The 15,201-nt window shown below is 74.6% G+C and carries 12 protein-coding genes; 5 read left to right on the top strand and 7 right to left on the bottom strand.

Annotated features, from left to right (window positions below):
* Positions 1 to 134: 134 nt before the first annotated feature.
* The 3 genes from ACFWA9_RS25225 to ACFWA9_RS25215 all read right to left on the bottom strand — a co-directional run bounded on the left by ACFWA9_RS25225 (position 135) and on the right by ACFWA9_RS25215 (position 4,236).
* The gene (locus ACFWA9_RS25225) at positions 135 to 1,469 is read right to left on the bottom strand and encodes an LLM class flavin-dependent oxidoreductase (protein WP_380389959.1); all 1,335 of its coding nucleotides are present in this window, start codon (positions 1,467 to 1,469) and stop codon (positions 135 to 137) included.
* A gap of 123 nt (positions 1,470 to 1,592) precedes the next feature.
* A complete protein-coding gene (locus ACFWA9_RS25220) occupies positions 1,593 to 2,813 on the bottom strand; it encodes an ROK family protein (RefSeq protein WP_380389957.1) in 1,221 nt (406 codons plus the stop codon).
* Positions 2,814 to 2,898: 85 nt separating this feature from the next.
* Positions 2,899 to 4,236 (bottom strand): GH1 family beta-glucosidase, encoded by a 1,338-nt coding sequence (locus ACFWA9_RS25215; RefSeq protein WP_380389955.1) that lies wholly within the window; start codon positions 4,234 to 4,236, stop codon positions 2,899 to 2,901.
* 338 nt (positions 4,237 to 4,574) lie between these two features.
* On the opposite strand from ACFWA9_RS25215, the gene ACFWA9_RS25210 reads away from it, so the two are divergent.
* From ACFWA9_RS25210 to ACFWA9_RS25200, 3 genes are all read left to right on the top strand, one after another.
* Positions 4,575 to 4,922, top strand: a complete 348-nt coding sequence (locus tag ACFWA9_RS25210; protein WP_380389953.1) for a hypothetical protein — start codon at positions 4,575 to 4,577, stop codon at positions 4,920 to 4,922.
* Between the two features lie 226 nt (positions 4,923 to 5,148).
* Positions 5,149 to 8,013, top strand: a complete 2,865-nt coding sequence (locus tag ACFWA9_RS25205) for a BTAD domain-containing putative transcriptional regulator (protein WP_380389952.1) — start codon at positions 5,149 to 5,151, stop codon at positions 8,011 to 8,013.
* 20 nt (positions 8,014 to 8,033) lie between these two features.
* Complete coding sequence (locus tag ACFWA9_RS25200) at positions 8,034 to 8,876, top strand: MBL fold metallo-hydrolase (protein ID WP_380389950.1); 843 nt, start codon at positions 8,034 to 8,036, stop codon at positions 8,874 to 8,876.
* Between the two features lie 85 nt (positions 8,877 to 8,961).
* On the opposite strand, the gene ACFWA9_RS25195 is transcribed toward ACFWA9_RS25200, so the two are convergent.
* Together ACFWA9_RS25195 and ACFWA9_RS25190 are read right to left on the bottom strand one after the other, a co-directional pair.
* Positions 8,962 to 10,425: a S8 family serine peptidase gene (locus ACFWA9_RS25195; RefSeq protein ID WP_380389949.1), complete on the bottom strand. Its 1,464-nt coding sequence runs from the start codon at positions 10,423 to 10,425 to the stop codon at positions 8,962 to 8,964.
* A gap of 189 nt (positions 10,426 to 10,614) precedes the next feature.
* Positions 10,615 to 11,442 carry an SAM-dependent methyltransferase gene (locus tag ACFWA9_RS25190; RefSeq protein WP_380389947.1) on the bottom strand — a complete coding sequence of 276 codons (828 nt, stop codon included), beginning with the start codon at positions 11,440 to 11,442 and terminating at the stop codon, positions 10,615 to 10,617.
* Positions 11,443 to 11,854: 412 nt separating this feature from the next.
* On the opposite strand from ACFWA9_RS25190, the gene ACFWA9_RS25185 reads away from it, so the two are divergent.
* Together ACFWA9_RS25185 and ACFWA9_RS25180 are read left to right on the top strand one after the other, a co-directional pair.
* Positions 11,855 to 12,412 carry a sigma factor-like helix-turn-helix DNA-binding protein gene (locus ACFWA9_RS25185; RefSeq protein WP_352293922.1) on the top strand — a complete coding sequence of 186 codons (558 nt, stop codon included), beginning with the start codon at positions 11,855 to 11,857 and terminating at the stop codon, positions 12,410 to 12,412.
* Positions 12,409 to 13,110, top strand: a complete 702-nt coding sequence (locus ACFWA9_RS25180) for a hypothetical protein (RefSeq protein WP_380389945.1) — start codon at positions 12,409 to 12,411, stop codon at positions 13,108 to 13,110. The genes ACFWA9_RS25185 and ACFWA9_RS25180 overlap by 4 nt, the downstream gene beginning before the upstream one ends.
* 115 nt (positions 13,111 to 13,225) lie before the next feature.
* Here the strand turns inward: ACFWA9_RS25180 and ACFWA9_RS25175 are convergent, their stop codons facing one another.
* Positions 13,226 to 14,014 (bottom strand): ABC transporter permease, encoded by a 789-nt coding sequence (locus tag ACFWA9_RS25175; RefSeq protein WP_380389943.1) that lies wholly within the window; start codon positions 14,012 to 14,014, stop codon positions 13,226 to 13,228.
* Positions 14,011 to 14,988 carry an ATP-binding cassette domain-containing protein gene (locus ACFWA9_RS25170; protein WP_380389941.1) on the bottom strand — a complete coding sequence of 326 codons (978 nt, stop codon included), beginning with the start codon at positions 14,986 to 14,988 and terminating at the stop codon, positions 14,011 to 14,013. The genes ACFWA9_RS25175 and ACFWA9_RS25170 overlap by 4 nt, the downstream gene beginning before the upstream one ends.
* Between the last annotated feature and the right edge of the window lie 213 nt (positions 14,989 to 15,201).

Genomic DNA, 15,201 nt, shown 5'->3' with positions numbered 1-15,201 from the left:
TTCGGGGGCTGCGTCTTTTGTTTATACGAGACCGGGCCCGGACCGAGTGGTCCGGGCCTTCCCCCCGTGGCTTCGGTCCGGGCCTCCCCCGTGCAGCCGGGCGCCGGGCCGGCGCGCGGCCCGACGCGCGACCGTTACGGCGCGGTGTACCGCCCGGCCGGGCGCGGCAGGCCGTAGTGCTCGCGCAGGGTGGTCCCGGTGTAGCCCTCGCGGAACAGGCCGCGTGCCCGCAGGATCGGGACCACCTGCTCGACGAAGTCGTCCAGGCCGCCGGGCAGGACGGGCGGCATGATGTTGAAGCCGTCGGCGGCGCCCTGAGTGAACCAGGTCTCGATGTGGTCGGCGAGTTGCTCGGGGGTGCCGACCACGACCTGGTGGCCACGGCCGCCGCCGAGCCGTCCGACGAGTTGGCGCAGGGTCAGCCGGTCGCGCTCGGCGAGGTCGCGGATCAGCTCGAAGCGGCTCTTGGCACCGTTGATCCGGGTGACCGGCGGCAGCGGCGGCAGCGGTTCGTCCAGCGGGTGGTCGGTGAGGTCGACGCCGAGCACCGTGGAGAGCACGCCGACCGCGCGGGCCGGGTTGATCAGCGCGTCCAGTTCCTCGTCCAGGGCACGTGCCTCCGCCTCGGTGGAGCCGAGGACGGGGACGACGCCGGGCAGGATCTTCACCCGGGCCGGGTCGCGGCCGGCCTCGGCGGTCCGTCGCTTGAGGTCGCCGTAGAAGGCCTGCCCCTCGGCCAGCGTCTGCTGCGCGGTGAACACCGCCTCCGCCCAACGGGCCGCGAAGGCCTTGCCGTCGTCGGAGGATCCGGCCTGCACGAGCAGCGGGTGGCCCTGCGGGCTGCGCGGGATGTTCAGCGGCCCGCGCACCTGGAAGTGCTTTCCGACGTGGTCGATGTCGTGCACCCGGTCCGGGGCGGCGAAGGCCCCGTCCGCACGGTCGAGCAACAGCGCGTCGTCCTCCCAGCTGTCCCACAGGGCGGTGACCACATCGAGGAACTCGGCGGCCCGCTCATACCGGACGGCATGGTCCTGGTTGGCGCTGCGGCCGAAGTTCTGGGCGGCGCGGTCGCCGGCCGAGGTGACGATGTTCCAGCCGGCCCGCCCGTGGCTGATGTGGTCCAGCGAGGCGAACTGCCGGGCCAGGTTGTAGGGCTCGGAGAAGCCGGTGGAGACGGTGCCGATCAGGCCGATCCTCGTGGTCACCGCGGCCAGCGCGGTGAGCAGGGTGAACGGTTCGAAGTGGCTGATCAGGCCCCATCCCCCGTCGGAGCGGGCCTCGACGCCGTCGGCGAGGAACACCGAGTCGAAGGCGGCCGCCTCGGCCGTCCGGGCGAGCCTCTGGAAATGCGCGACGTCACCCGCGGCGGACGGGTCGGTGCGGGGGTGGCGCCAGGCGGCCTCGTGGTGGCCGACTCCCATCAGGAAGAGGTTGAAGTGGAGTTGGCGATCGGCGGGACTTTCGGGCATGGCGGAACGCTCCGGGGCTCGGCAGGCGGTCGGGAGAAAGGGGATTGACCCGATTCTCCGACCCGCCGTCCGGCTGTTCAACGATTCGCCTGGCGGTGGAATTAATGCGCCGTTGACGAGGGCTCAACGCATCGCCCGGGCGGTCGAGCTGCCGGCCGTCCGCAGCTCCATCGGTCGCTGGTAGACGCTGTCGAGCACCCCGGCGCAGGCCGCGACCGCCAGCACGTCGACGCCGAAGGCAGTGGCGGTGACCAGCTGCTCGGGTGCGGCGTTGGAGTGCAGGCGGACCTGTTCGGCCAGGTAGGGGCGCAGGCAGGGCGCCACCGACAGCCCCGCCTCACTGACCACCAGGACCTCGGGGTTGAGGACGTCCAGCAGCAGGCCGGCGGCGGGCGCGACGAGCCGGAGCCGCTCCTCGAAGAGGCGGATCGCGGCGCGGTTCCCGGCGCCGGCCAGGTCCAGCAGCAGGCCGAAGTCGGGTTCGGGGACCAGGCCGAGGGCGTGGGCCCGGCGGGCCAGGGTCCGATCCGCGACGGCGGCCTGGAGGCAGCCCGTCCGTCCGCAGGAGCAGGGCTCGGTGGAGCCGGGTACGGCGAGGTGGCCGATGTCGCCCGCGCGGGACCGCCTCCCGCGCAGCACGCTGCCGCCGGTGGCGATGGCCGCGTCGACGACGTTGCCGACGAACAGCTGGACCAGTTCGGTGGCCGTGCTGCCGGCGCCGAACAGCAGCTCCGCCTGGGCCAGCGCCCGGGCGTGGCTGTCGACGTGCACGGGCAGCCGGGTGGCGTCGGCCAGGACGTCGCGGACGGGGACGTCGTGCCAGCCGAGCGGGCCGTGGGCGACGACGCGGCCGGCCCCGGAGTCCACCCAGCCGCCGGTGACCACTCCGAGGCCGAGCACCGAGTGGCCGGCGGCCCGGCGGCCCAGGAAACCCGGGAGGTACGCCCTGATGGTGCCCAGGACCGCGGCGGCGTCGCCACGGCGGGGCAGGCGTTCGTGGGCGACCACCCGTCCCCGCAGGTCCAGCAGGGCGAAGGTGATCCACGGCACCCCGATGTGCACCCCGCAGGCGAGGTGGTGACGGGTGTCGATGTCCAGCGGCAGCTGCGGGCGCCCCGCCCTGGGCGGACCGTCCGGCGGTGGCAGGACGCGCAGCAGCCCGAGTCCGGTGAGGTCGGCGGTGTGCCGGGAGACGGCAGCCGGGCTGAGGCCGGTGGCCCGGCCGACGGCGCTGCGGGTCAGCGGGCCGCCGGTCAGTACCGCGCGCAGCACGGCCCCGGCCCCGCCGCCCTCGGTGGGCGACGCGGTCCTGCCGTGCGTGGGCGGGGCGACCAGGGAGAGCATGCGGTCGATGCTCCCAGCAGCGTGTTGCACGGGCGTGGCGCGAGCGTGAAGCAGCCCTGCCCGGTGCCCGACCAGACCGGCCCGCCTACCTCGCGGACCGCTTCCGCTGGGCGGCGACCACGTCCCGGTACCAGCCGTACGAGGCCCTGGGGGTCCGCTTCTGCGTCTCGAAGTCGACCTGGACGAGGCCGAAGCGCTGATGGAACCCCTCGGCCCATTCGTAGTTGTCGAGCAGTGACCAGGTGTAGTAGCCGCGCACGTCCACGCCTTCGGCGACCGCTGCGGCCACGGCATCGAGGTGGCCGGCGAGGTAGTCGATGCGGGGCTGGTCGTCGAGGGTGTCGGTGGTCGAGCAGCCGTTCTCGGTGATGGTGACGGGCGGGAGGGCGGCGCCGTAGCGCTGGCGGAGGCCGACGAGGAGTTCGCGGAGGCCGTCGGGGACGACGGGCCAGTCGAAGGCGGTGCGGGGGACGCCGTCGATGGGGGCTTCGGTGAAGGGGAGGCCGGGGTCGGTGGGGGCGGCGATGCGGGTGGGGTTGTAGTAGTTGACGCCGAGGCCGTCGAGGGGCGTCCCGGCGATCAGCTTCAGATCGCCGTCCCGGACGCTGCCGCCGAGGTCGGGGCCGACGCCGTAGGCGGCGAGGTCGGGGTAGCGGCCGAGCAGGAGCGGGTCGGTGAACAGGCGGTTGTGCAGGGCGTCATAGGCCTGCGCGGCGACCAGGTCGGTTTCCGAGGAGGAGGCGGGCCAGACCGGGGTGAGGTTGTTGGCGATCATCACCTCCAGGCCGCGCTCCCGCAGCGCGGCGGCGGCGAGGCCATGCCCGAGCAGCTGGTGGTGGGCGGCCGGGAGGGCGTCCAGCATCAGGGCGCGGCCGGGGGCGTGGATGCCCATCGCGTAGCCGTAGACCATGTGCACGAAGGGCTCGTTGAGGGTGATCCAGGCGGGTACCCGGTCGCCGAGCCGGTCCGCGGCCACCGCCGCGTACTCGGCGAACCGGTACGCGGTGTCGCGGTTCAGCCAGCCGCCGGCGTCCTCCAGGGCCTGCGGGAGGTCCCAGTGGAAGAGCGTGGGCAGCGGGGTGATCCCGGCGTCCACCAGGGCGTCCACCAGCCGGTCGTAGAAGTCGAGCCCGGCGGGATTGACCGGGCCGGCGCCGGTGGGCCGCACGCGGGGCCAGGCGATCGAGAAGCGGTAGCCGTCCAGCCCGAGGCCCCGCATCAGGGCGATGTCCTCGGGATAGCGGTGGTAGTGGTCGCAGGCGACCGCTCCGGTGTGGCCGTCGCGAACGGTGCCGGGTCGGGCGGCGAAGACGTCCCAGACGGAGGGGCCGCGCCCGTCCTCCTCGACGGCCCCCTCGATCTGGTAGGCGGCGGTGGAGACGCCCCAGCGGAACCCGGACGGCAGTTCAGGTCGATCCTGCATGACAGCCTCCTACAGAAACGCGAGGAGGGCTCATGTTACTGCCCGGACGCCGAAGCACCAGAGGTGGACGGCCAGGACATCCGGCGGCCGACGTTCCATGGCGCTGGGCGGGCGGCTGAGGGCGCGGGACGAGGCGCTCACCGTCATCGGTCCCGTGCCGCGCGACGCGGTCGAAGCCGACGTGATCAAGGTGATCGGGCTTTCGCCGAGCCGCCGGACCTGGCGCCGGATGGGCCGGTTCCAACGGAGCCGGGCCGTCCTCGCGATCGGTGACCGGCTCGGCGACCAGGGGCTGATGCGGCACCCGGCCGGTCCTGGACGGCGCAGCGGAGCCACGCGTGGCTGGGGTCCAGGTGGCGTCCGTCGCGATGGGAGTGACCGCCGTCGGCCTGGCCGCCACCGAGGGAGGCCGCGCGTTCCCGGTCCCGTTCGCGGCCCCGACCGTCCTCCTCGCGGTCGGCTGGAAGGCCGCCACCCCGCCGGCGAGCGGCCACTACTGGCACTGCAGCCGGACGGACGCGCGGCGGGCCGCACGGGAGGCCCCCTACGCCGACCACGAGCCGTGGATCCCCCGCACCCACGACGATCTCTCCGCGCACGACGCCGAGTTGTTCGCCACCGCCGTCCGTCGGGGCGGCTTCACCGGCAGGCTCGGCCCCCTCTCCAGGGCCGTCTCCTGGCCCTAAGGTCCGCGCCGCCGAGCCCGTCAAGGCCCCGGGGGCTCGGCGGTCTCTGACGCGACGCCAGGCCCGGCGCCAGGGGCGGACACCCGCGGCGGGCGCCAGGAGGTCGCCCGCCGCCCCTCCCCCGTCGGACGACGGGTGCCACCGGGATGCTACCCGTCGGTAGGATGCCACCCCTGCACGGAACAGGCACAGCACGGCAGGGCACGGCACAGGCGGGACGGGGACGATGGGGATACGGCTGCTCGGACCGGTCGAGCTGTGGCGCGCGGACGGCGAGGCCGCCGCGGTCGGCGGTGCCAAGCGGCGGGCGGTGCTCGCCCTGCTCGCGCTGGAGCTGGGCCGGACGGTGCCGGTCGAGCGGTTCTTCGAGCTGCTGTGGGGCGACGAGCCGCCGGTCCAGGCGAAGGCGGCGTTGCAGGGGCACGTGGCGGCGTTGCGCAAGGTGCTGGCCGGCTCGGGGTTCACGCTCACCACCCGCGCGCCCGGCTACCGGCTCGACGGCGACCCCGGGGCGGTCGACGCGCTCGCCGCCGGGGCACTGGCCGCGCGGGCCGCCGAGGCGGCCGACGACACCACCGCCGCCGGGCTGCTCCAGCGGGCGCTCGGGCTCTGGCGCGGCGCCGCCCTGGCCGGTCTTCCGGCCACCCCGCTCTGCACCGATCTGGCCGGCCGGCTCGACGAGGACCGGACCGAGGCCCTGACCGCGTGGGCGCGGCGCCAGCTGCGGCTCGGCCTCGGCCACGCGGCCGTCCCCGTCCTGGAGCAGAGCGTCCGCGCGGACGGACTGCGGGAGCCCACCGCGGCCCTGCTGATGCGCTGTCTGCACCAGAGCGGTCGCGGTGCGGACGCCCTGCGCGTCTACCACCGGGCCCGTATCCGGCTGGACGAGGAACTGGGCGTCGCACCGGGGCCCGCGCTGCAGGAGGCCCTGGCCGAGCTGCCGGCCACCGACCGCCCCGGCCGGGACGCCCCTTCCTGTCAGGCCCCCGACACCCCCTCCGGCACGGCAGCCGTCGAGCCGCCGGTGACCGTCGGGGACCTGCCCGGGCCGCCCCGGGGCTTCGTCGGGCGCTCGTCGGAGCACCACTGGCTCGACCGGCAGTGCGGGCCCGACCGGACCGGGGACGGCCTGGCCGTGGTGACCGGCCCCGCCGGGGTGGGCAAGACCGCGACGGTGCTCCACTGGGCCCACCGCGTCGCGGCGGGCTTCCCGGACGGCGTCCTCTTCGCGGACCTGCGCGGCTTCGACCCCGCCGGTCCGGGCGACCCGGCCCAGGCCCTGGGCCGCTTCCTCCGCGCGCTCGGCCTCCCCGAGCAGGCGATCCCGGAGGACCGGGCCGCGCGCGCGGCCCTGTTCCGCGACCGCACCCAGGGGCGCCGGCTGCTCGTGGTGCTGGACAACGCGCGGTGCGCCGCCGAGGTGGCCGACCTGCTGCCGTCCGGGCCCGGCTGCGCCACCGTGATCACCAGCCGGAACAGCCTGGAGGACCTGGTCGTCACCGACGGCGCCGCGCTGCTCCAGCTCGCCGCCCTGCCGTCCGCCGACGCGCACCGCCTGCTGGAGCGCCTGCTCACCGCCGAGCGCGTGGCGGCGGAGCCGGAGCCGGCCGGGCGGCTGATCGGTCTCTGCGACCGGCTCCCGCTGGCGCTGCGGATCGTGGCCGCCCGGCTCGCCGCCCGCCCGGGCTGGCGGATCGCCGACCTGGTGGACGAGCTGAGCGACGAGGGCACCCGGCTGGCCGCGCTCGGCACCCAGGGCGGGGCGGTCAGCGTCCGGGCGGCGCTCACCCTGACGCACCACCATCTCCCGGACGGCGCGCGGAGCCTGCTCGCGCTGCTGACCGTGCACCCGGGCAGCACCACCGACCCGTACGCGGCCGCCGCGCTGCTGGACACCGACGCCGAGGGCGCCCGGCACGCGCTCGGCCCGCTCACCGCGCACCACCTGCTGGCGGAGCAGACGCCCGGTCGCTTCGGCCGGCACGACCTGGTCCGGCTCTACGGTGCGGAGCTGTTCGCCCGCTTCGCCCCCGAGCGGCAACGGGCGGCGTTCCGGCGCCTGGTCGACTACGAGCTCGTCGCGACCGGCCTGGCGGTCCGGCGGATCAACCCGTACCACGAGCCGTTCCGGCCGGCCGGGCCCGGGCCGCGCGCGCTGCCACGGCTCGGCGACGTCCGGTCCACGCTCGCCTGGTGCCACGCCGAGGAGCCGGTGCTCCGCACGCTGGTGACGGCCGCGACCGATCGCGGCGAGTACGAACGCGCGTGGCGCCTGGCCCGGTCGGCCTCGATCCTCTACTACGGCGCCGGGCGGGTCGCCGACCGGCTCGACTGCCTGCGGGTCGGGCTGCGGGCCGCCCGGCTGGACGGCGGCCGGGAGGGGCTGGCCGCCATGGAGGCGGCGACGGCCTGCGCCCTCGGCTCCAGCGGACGCGTCGCCGAGGCGCTGCCGCTCGCCGGGCGGGCCGTCGGCCGGACCACCCCGGACGACGGCGAACTGCACATCCACGCCCTCTCCGTACGGTCCTCGATGGCCGCCCTGTCCGGCGACCCGGCCGAGGCCGACCGGATCGCGCGGGCCGCCCTCACCCTCATCCGGGCGAGCGGACTGCGCGAGCACGCCGCCACCGTGCTCAGCAACGCGGCGGCGATCAAGGTGGTGCTGGGCGAGCCGGTGGCCGCGCTGGAGCACGCCCGCGAGACGCGCGCGCTGCTGTCCGACCGTCCGACCGCCAACGCCCACCTGTGGGCGATGGTCAGCGAGGCCCTCGCCCGACAGGCGCTGGGCGAACCGGAGGCGGCCGAACGGGTCTGGCGGGAGGCGCTGCACCTATGCGGGTCGAGCGGCAACGTCCGGCTGCACGCCCTCGCGCGGCGTCACTTCGCCGACTTCCTGGCGGGGACGGGACGCACCGAGGAGGCCGGCGACCAGCTCCGGGCGGCGGGCGAGCTGTACACCGCGCACGGGGACGTCCGGCTGGCCGAGGACCTGGACGGGCGGCTGGCCGGACCGGCGGGCCGCCGGACCCCGGCGGGCCCGACCGCGATCGCGCCCACCCCCCGGGCCCGCCACGGCCTGCGACTCGCTTAGCACGGGACACCGGAGACGAGATGACCATCCATCACCTGAACTGCGCCACCATGTGCCCCGTCGGGGGCCGGCTGCTCCTGGGCAGCGGCGGACCGCTGATCGGCCGGCTGACGGCCCACTGCCTGCTGGTGGAGGGCGCGGACGGACTGGTCCTGGTCGACACCGGGTTCGGGACCGCTGACGTCGCGGACCCGCGGCGGCTCGGGCGGTCCTTCCTGCGGACGGTCCGGCCCCGGCTCCGGCCGGCCGCCACCGCGGTGCACCGGATCCGCGCGCTCGGCCACGACCCGCGCGACGTCCGCGACATCGTCCTGACCCACCTCGACCCCGACCACGCCGGCGGGATCGGCGACTTCCCGCACGCCCGGGTCCACGTCCTGGCCGACGAGCTCCGGGCCGTCGAGGCCCTGGCGACCCGCGGGGAACGCGACCGCTACCGCCCGGTCCAGTGGGCCCACGGTCCGCGCTGGGTGGAGCACCGACCGGACGCCGCCACCGAGAGCTGGTACGGCTTCCGCGCGATCCCGGCACCCTGGCGCGGGGCCCCCGACCTGCTGCTCGTCCCCCTGCCGGGGCACACCCGCGGCCACTGCGGCGTCGCCGTCCGGGAGGCCGACCGCTGGCTGCTGCACTGCGGCGACGCCTACTTCTCGCAGACGGACGTCGACCCCGCCGCACCCCGCCGCCCGCCCGGGCTGACGGCCTTCCAGCGCATGATGGCGTTCGACAACGGCGCCCGCCTGCAGAACCGGGAACGCCTGCGCGAACTGCGCCGCGCGCACCACGACGAGGTCCGACTGATCTGCGCCCACGACCCGGCCGACTTCCCCCGCCCCCCGGCACCGCACCCGGGACGGCCCTGACCGGCGGGTGGGTCCGGGCGCCGGCGGGTGGGTCGGGGCCCGGCGGGGCACGGCGCCCCGACGACGGCCCCGGACCGCCGGGTCGCTACTCCGGGGAGCCGCCGGCAACGGCCACCGGCCGCCGCGTGGCGGCGACGGCGCCGCCGACCGCCTTCAGCGCGTCGACCTCGCCCTTGCCGAAGAAGCCGTTGTCGCCCTCGGTGCCGACGCAGCGGGTGTCCGAGGCGGGGCACGGCTGCGGGTCGGCCTGGGCGGCGAGGCGTTCGCGGATCCCGGCCGGGGTGAGCGACGGGTCGGTGCTCGCGATCAGCGCGGCGACACCGGTGACGTGCGGGGAGGCCATCGAGGTGCCGCTCATCATGCCGTAGCCCCCGCCGGGCACGGTCGAGTACACGTCCGCGTCACCGTCGCCGCCCGGCGCCGCGAGGGCGATGACGCCCTCGCCGTAGTTGGAGTAGGACGCCCAGCCGCCGCCGACGGCCGTGGAGGCGACGGCCACCACGCCCGGGAGCTCGGCGGGGACGTCGAGGCAGGCCTTGGTGACGGTCCGTTCGAAGGGCTCGGAGTCGCTGGGGCTGGACGTGTCCGTCGGCGTTCCGGCGAAGTCCTGGTTGGCGTTGCCGGCGGCGGCGACCTGGAGCGATCCCCGGCTCTCGGCGTACTCCTGGGCACGCCTGACGCCCTCGATGATGGCGGCCTGGTCCGGGTTGTCCGGGCAGTTGAACAGCCACGGGTCGGTCTCGTTGCTGCTGTTGGTCACCCGGAAACCGTGGTCACCGGCCCAGACGAGCCCGCACACGGCGTTCTCGGCGTAGGTGAGGCTGCCCGGCTCCGCGGTCCGGACCGAGGCGATCTCCACGCCCGGGGCGACACCGACGACGCCCACGCCGTTCCTGGCCGCGGCTATGATCCCCGCGACGTGGGTGCCGTGGGAGCCGATGGCGCGCCAGGATCCGGCCCGGGTGTCGGTCCTGCCGTAGGCGCAGGAGACGGAGTCGGCGGCGTCGAAGTTGGGCGCGAGGTCCTGGTGCAGGTCATCCACACCGGTGTCCAGCACGCCGACCTTGACGGTGCGGGAGCCGGTGGTCACGTCCCAGGCCTGGTCGGCCCTGATCTGGCTCATGTTCCAGCCGACGGTCTCGTCGGGGGCCTCGTCCGACTCGTCGGGGGCGGCCGGCACCGCCGGGGCGTAGGCGTCGGCCGGCACGTCGGCGGTGCGGGTGGCGCCCACCTGCTGGATCCCGGGCACGCCCCGCAGCGTGGTGGCGAAGTCGCCGGCGGTCGAGTGCGCGACGACCACGCCGATCGCGTCGTAGGAGGCGAAGACCGTGCCCCCCTTCGCCACCACGGCGGCCTTGGCGGAGTGGACGTCGGTGGGTGCGCTGATCACCAGGTACGAGCGGATCCCGGCGGACCAGCCGGGCGGGGCCGCCTCCGGCGTGGAGGCGGGGATGGCCGTGAGCACCGCGGGGACGCCGACCGCCACCGCGGTCAGGGCGGCGACAGCGAGGACCCGACGACCGGTCCGCCGACGTACCAGGGGTGACATGTGTTCTCCGATCAGCCCGTCTGCAAGGCGTTCGCACGAGGTCTCGACGCCACGTGCCAGGGCAATGATCCCTTGAACCGGGGACCGCTCACGACACACCCCTGTCACCCGTCGGAACGGCACCGGTCTCCGGCCCCGCGGCCGGCCCTCTCCCACCGCCGGTCCCTCCCCCGGGCGGCCGCGCGCCGGTCAGGGCTTGACGGCCACGGCGGCGTAGGCGGAGGACTCGGCCTCGGTGATCTCCGGACCGGAGCCGTCCGGATCGGGCCGCCAGCGGTGGGTGGCCACCACGCCGGGGTCGTGGAGCTCCCAGCCGTCGAGGAAGCTCCGGACCTCCTCGCGGCCGCGCATCCGCACCGGGGTGCCGGCGGCGGCGTACACCTGGCTGACGCGCTCGGCGGCGGCGGGCGCGAAGTCCGCCGTGCCGTGGCTGATCACGAGGGTGCTGCCGGGGGCGAGCGCGCTCTTGAGCCGGTCCACCACGGCGTGCGCCTGCCGGTCGTCCGGGATGAAGTGCAGGAGCGCCACGAGGCTGAGGGCCACCGGCCGCGCCAGGTCCAGGGCCTCCCGCAGCTCCGCGGACTCCAGGATGGCCTCGGGCTTGTGGACGTCGGCCTGGAGGTAGACCGTGCGGCCCGCCGGGTTGGAACGCAGGAGGGCCTGGGCGTGGGCGAAGACGATCGGGTCGTTGTCCGTGTAGAGCACCCGGGCCTGCGGGTTGACCTGCTGGGCGACCTCGTGGAGGTTGGGGCTGGTCGGGATGCCGGTACCGATGTCCAGGAACTGGTCGATCCCCGTGCCGGCCAGGAAGCGGATGGACCGGTGCATGAACGCCCGGTTCGCCCGGGCCGCGACGGGCGCCCACGGAAAGACGGCCAGAGCCTGCCCCGCGGCCTCGCGGTCGGCCGCGAAGTTGGTCGTCCCGCCGAGGTAGTAGTCGTACATCCGGGCCGAGTGCGCCCGGTGCAACTGCAGATCGACCTCGACGCCGTCGTGACTTCCCCTGCTCCCCGCCATCTGTCTCCCCGCCTTGTCGGCCCGTGGGCCGCGCCACCCCCATGCGCCATCCGGCGCGCGCTCAGGCGCGCCAGGGCGCACCTCTCAGTGGAGACATCTGCCCACGACCGATGCCGGTCAACCGGCGCGGCGGCCGCTGCGACCGGCGCCTCACTGAACCGGTCCAACCTATGCCACCGGCATGTGACGATCCATCAGTATCGTCTGCGTATTCATCATATTACTTTCAGTCAGTATTCTTGATTCTCTCTTTGCACACAGCCGCCCCTGCTGCGCTTGCATGTTCCACGGGGGCCTCAACCGTTCCCTCGCTCAGGCTCGGTGGCCCCACACCGCAGACACGAGGAGGACCGACATGACGATCGACCGGCAGGCGCCGCCCCCGACGGGCGGGCGCAGGGGAGGGCAAGCCATGAACGACAGCAGCGCACCGGACGGTCCCCGCTTGCGGCTCACCTTCGAGGCGTTCTGCGCCACCCACGAGCGGGCCTGGTCGGGCTTCGCCCGCACCCAGGTCGGCGCCGACCACGGCGCCGCCGAACTGATCGTCGCCGAGATGAAGGCCCACCTGCGTCGCAACTGGTCCCTCGCCCTGCGCCAGGAGATCCCCGCCGCCTACGCCTGGCGCCTGCTCAAGGAGCACCTCGGCGCTTGGCTGGACGCCCAGAGCCAGCCCACGGCGGTGCAGATCGCCGCGATGGACGCCGTGATCGGACACTTCTGCCGACAGGCCCGGCTCAGCCTGGAGACCCTGCCCGAGCAGATCGGCCTGCTCACCGCGATCCTCGCCCTACCCGAGCGCCAACGCGACATCATGGTCCTCACCTACTGCCTCGACCTGGACGACGACGAGGCCGCCGCCTACCTCGGCACGCCGACCGCCACCCTGCGGTCCAACCGCCGCCACGCCCGCCGGCGGATAGCCAAGGCCATCGGCCGGCCCGACCTCTCGGACAGGGAGTCCCGGTGAACCGCAACCTCGACCACCCCGGCCTCACCTCCTGGCTCGACGGCGGCCCGGCCTGCAACGGCTGGCCGACCGACACGGAAGCGGGGGGCCGGACGGAGGTCTTCACCGGCACCGCGGCCGCACCGCCCGTGCAGCCGCCGCGGATCACCGTCGCACCGGCACCCTTCCCCTCCGCCCACGAGCAGGCCGCCCACGAACTCTCCCTCGCCATCGCCCTGGTCCTCAACGCACCGCAGGCCGGCGCGTCCCTGAAACAACTGGTCAACGGGTCCCGGATCCACCCGGAGGGCGCGCTCGTCCTCGCCTGTCTGCTGGCCCTCACCGGCCGGGTGGACGCCGCGCAGTTCTGGTGGCAGTTCGCGGCCGGCTCCGGCAGCACCACCGCCGCGTACCTCCTCCACCTACACCACCAGCAGGCGGGCGAGACGCGGGACGCCGCCTACTGGCGCGCCCAGGCGGAGAACCTGGCCGAGAACTCGCGGCACCGCGCCGGACCCCACCGCCCCGCCACCACGCTGCTCCCCGAGCAGGTGCGGCACGACATCCTCGCCCGCTGCCACGACGGTCTCGCCCCCCGCCTCCCGCCCCGGCTGCAGGCCGTCCTCAACCAACTCGTCGTGGACGGCGAGGACGAGGACTTCGGCGAGATCCCCCAGCCGTCCGCCAGCCTGGTCGAGGACCTCGCCGCAGCCCGATGACACGACCCGGTGCCGCAGCCCGGACGACGCGTCAGCCGGGGGCCACCGCCGCCGGGGCGGGGTGCGCCGACGCGGTGTCCGCGTGCCCACCTCACCCCACCCCGGCCGCCCGGCGCTACCTCGGATCACGGTTGAAGACCGACTTCGACCAGAGGTAACCGAGGACGGTGAGCGCCACGCACCAGGCGACGGCGAGCCAGCCGTTGTAGCCGATCCCGCTGCCGAGCAGCAGGCCGCGCAGGGTCTCGATGGCCGGCGTGAACGGCTGGTACTGGGCGATCGGCTGGAACCAGCCCGGCATCGCGTCGACCGGGACGAAGGCGCTGGAGATCAGCGGCAGGACGATCAGCGGCAGCGCGTTGTTGCTCGCCGCCTCGGCGTTCGGGCTGACCATGCCCATCCCCACCGCGATCCAGGTGAGCGCCAGGGCGACGAGCGCGAGCAGACCGAAGGCGGCCAGCCACTCCAGGGCGGTGGCGTCCGCGGAGCGGAAGCCGATGGCCACGGCGACGGCGCCCACGAGAAGGACGCTGGCGACCGACTGCAGGACGCTGCCGATGACGTGTCCGACGAGGATCGACCCGCGGTGGATCGCCATGGTGCGGAAGCGGGCGATGATGCCCTCGGTCATGTCGTTGGAGACGGACACCGCCGTCCCGACCACCGTGCCACCGATGGTCATCAGCAGGATGCCCGGCACGACGTAGGCGATGTACGCGGAGCGGTCGGCGCCGCCGCCCATCCCCGCGCTCATCACGTCCCCGAACACGTAGACGAAGAGCAGCAGCAGGACGATCGGGGTGAGCAGCAGGTTCAGGGTGAGTGACGGGTAGCGCCGGGCGTGCAGGAGATTGCGGCGCAGCATCGTGGAGGAGTCGCGCACGGCGAGGGAGAGGGAGCTCATCGGACGGTCTCCTTGGACTGGTCGGTGCCGCCGGTCAGGGCGAAGAACACGTCGTCGAGGTCGGGGGTGTGGACGGTGAGTTCGTCGGCCTCGATGCCGGTGGCGTCCAGCCGGTCGAGGACGGCGCGCAGGTCGCGCTGGCTGCCGTCGCTGGGGATCTGCAGGGCCAGGGCCTCGTCGTCGCGGGTGACGTCGTGCAGGGCGAGGGCGGCGGACCGGTAGGCGGCCGGGTCGGCGAAGCGCAGCCGCACGTGGCCGCCGGGGATGAGTCGCTTCAGCTCGTCGGCGGTGCCTTCGGCGGCGATCCGGCCGTCGTTCAGGACCGCGATGCGGTCGGCGAGTTGGTCGGCCTCCTCCAGGTACTGGGTGGTGAGGAAGACGGTCACGCCGCCGGTGACGAGTTCGCGGATGATCTGCCACATGGTGTGGCGCGAGCGCGGGTCGAGGCCGGTGGTCGGCTCGTCGAGGAAGATGACCCGCGGGCCGCCGACCAGCGTCATGGCGATGTCCAGCCGGCGCTTCATACCGCCGGAGTAGGTGGAGGCGGGCTTCCCGGCCGCCTCCACCAGGTCGAAGCGTTCCAGGAGTTCGGCGGCGACCCGGCGGCCCTCGCGCTTGGACAGGTGGTGCAGGTCGGCCATCAGGAGCATGTTCTCCTCGCCGGTGATCAGGCCGTCGACGGCGGAGAACTGCCCGGTGACACCGATCGCGGCACGCACCGCCTGCGGCGCGGTGGCGATGTCGTGGCCCGCCACCCGGGCCTGTCCGCCGTCGGCGCCGATCAGGGTCGAGAGGATCTTGACGACGGTGGTCTTGCCGGCCCCGTTCGGGCCGAGCAGCGCGAACACGGACCCGGCCGGGATCCGCAGATCGATGCCGTCGAGGACGGTCTTGTCCCCGTAGGACTTGCGCAGACCGACGGCGGAGACGGCGGCCGGTGGCAGGTGGCCGTCGGCCCGCCTGGGTGTGGGCATGGCGGATGAAGGCATGAGCCCTCCCGTTCGAGAACTGAAGTGACTGGGGCGTGTGCGAGGTGGCGGTGCCGGGGCTCGGGCCGCGGCACGGAGGAGGTCGATGGTGCTCTGCCGGGTGTGGTTCTTTCGGACCACGACGTCGTCGATCGTCTCCGGGATCACTGACGTCGCGAGGCCGATGACGCTATGGTGGCACCACTATGGCGCCATCCG

It is taken from the genome of Kitasatospora sp. NPDC059973 (assembly GCF_042737525.1).
In the GTDB taxonomy this organism is placed as follows: Bacteria; Actinomycetota; Actinomycetes; order Streptomycetales; family Streptomycetaceae; genus Kitasatospora.
The sequence above is the reverse complement of the archived record's forward strand: the minus strand, read 5'-3'. Positions and strand labels throughout refer to the sequence as shown.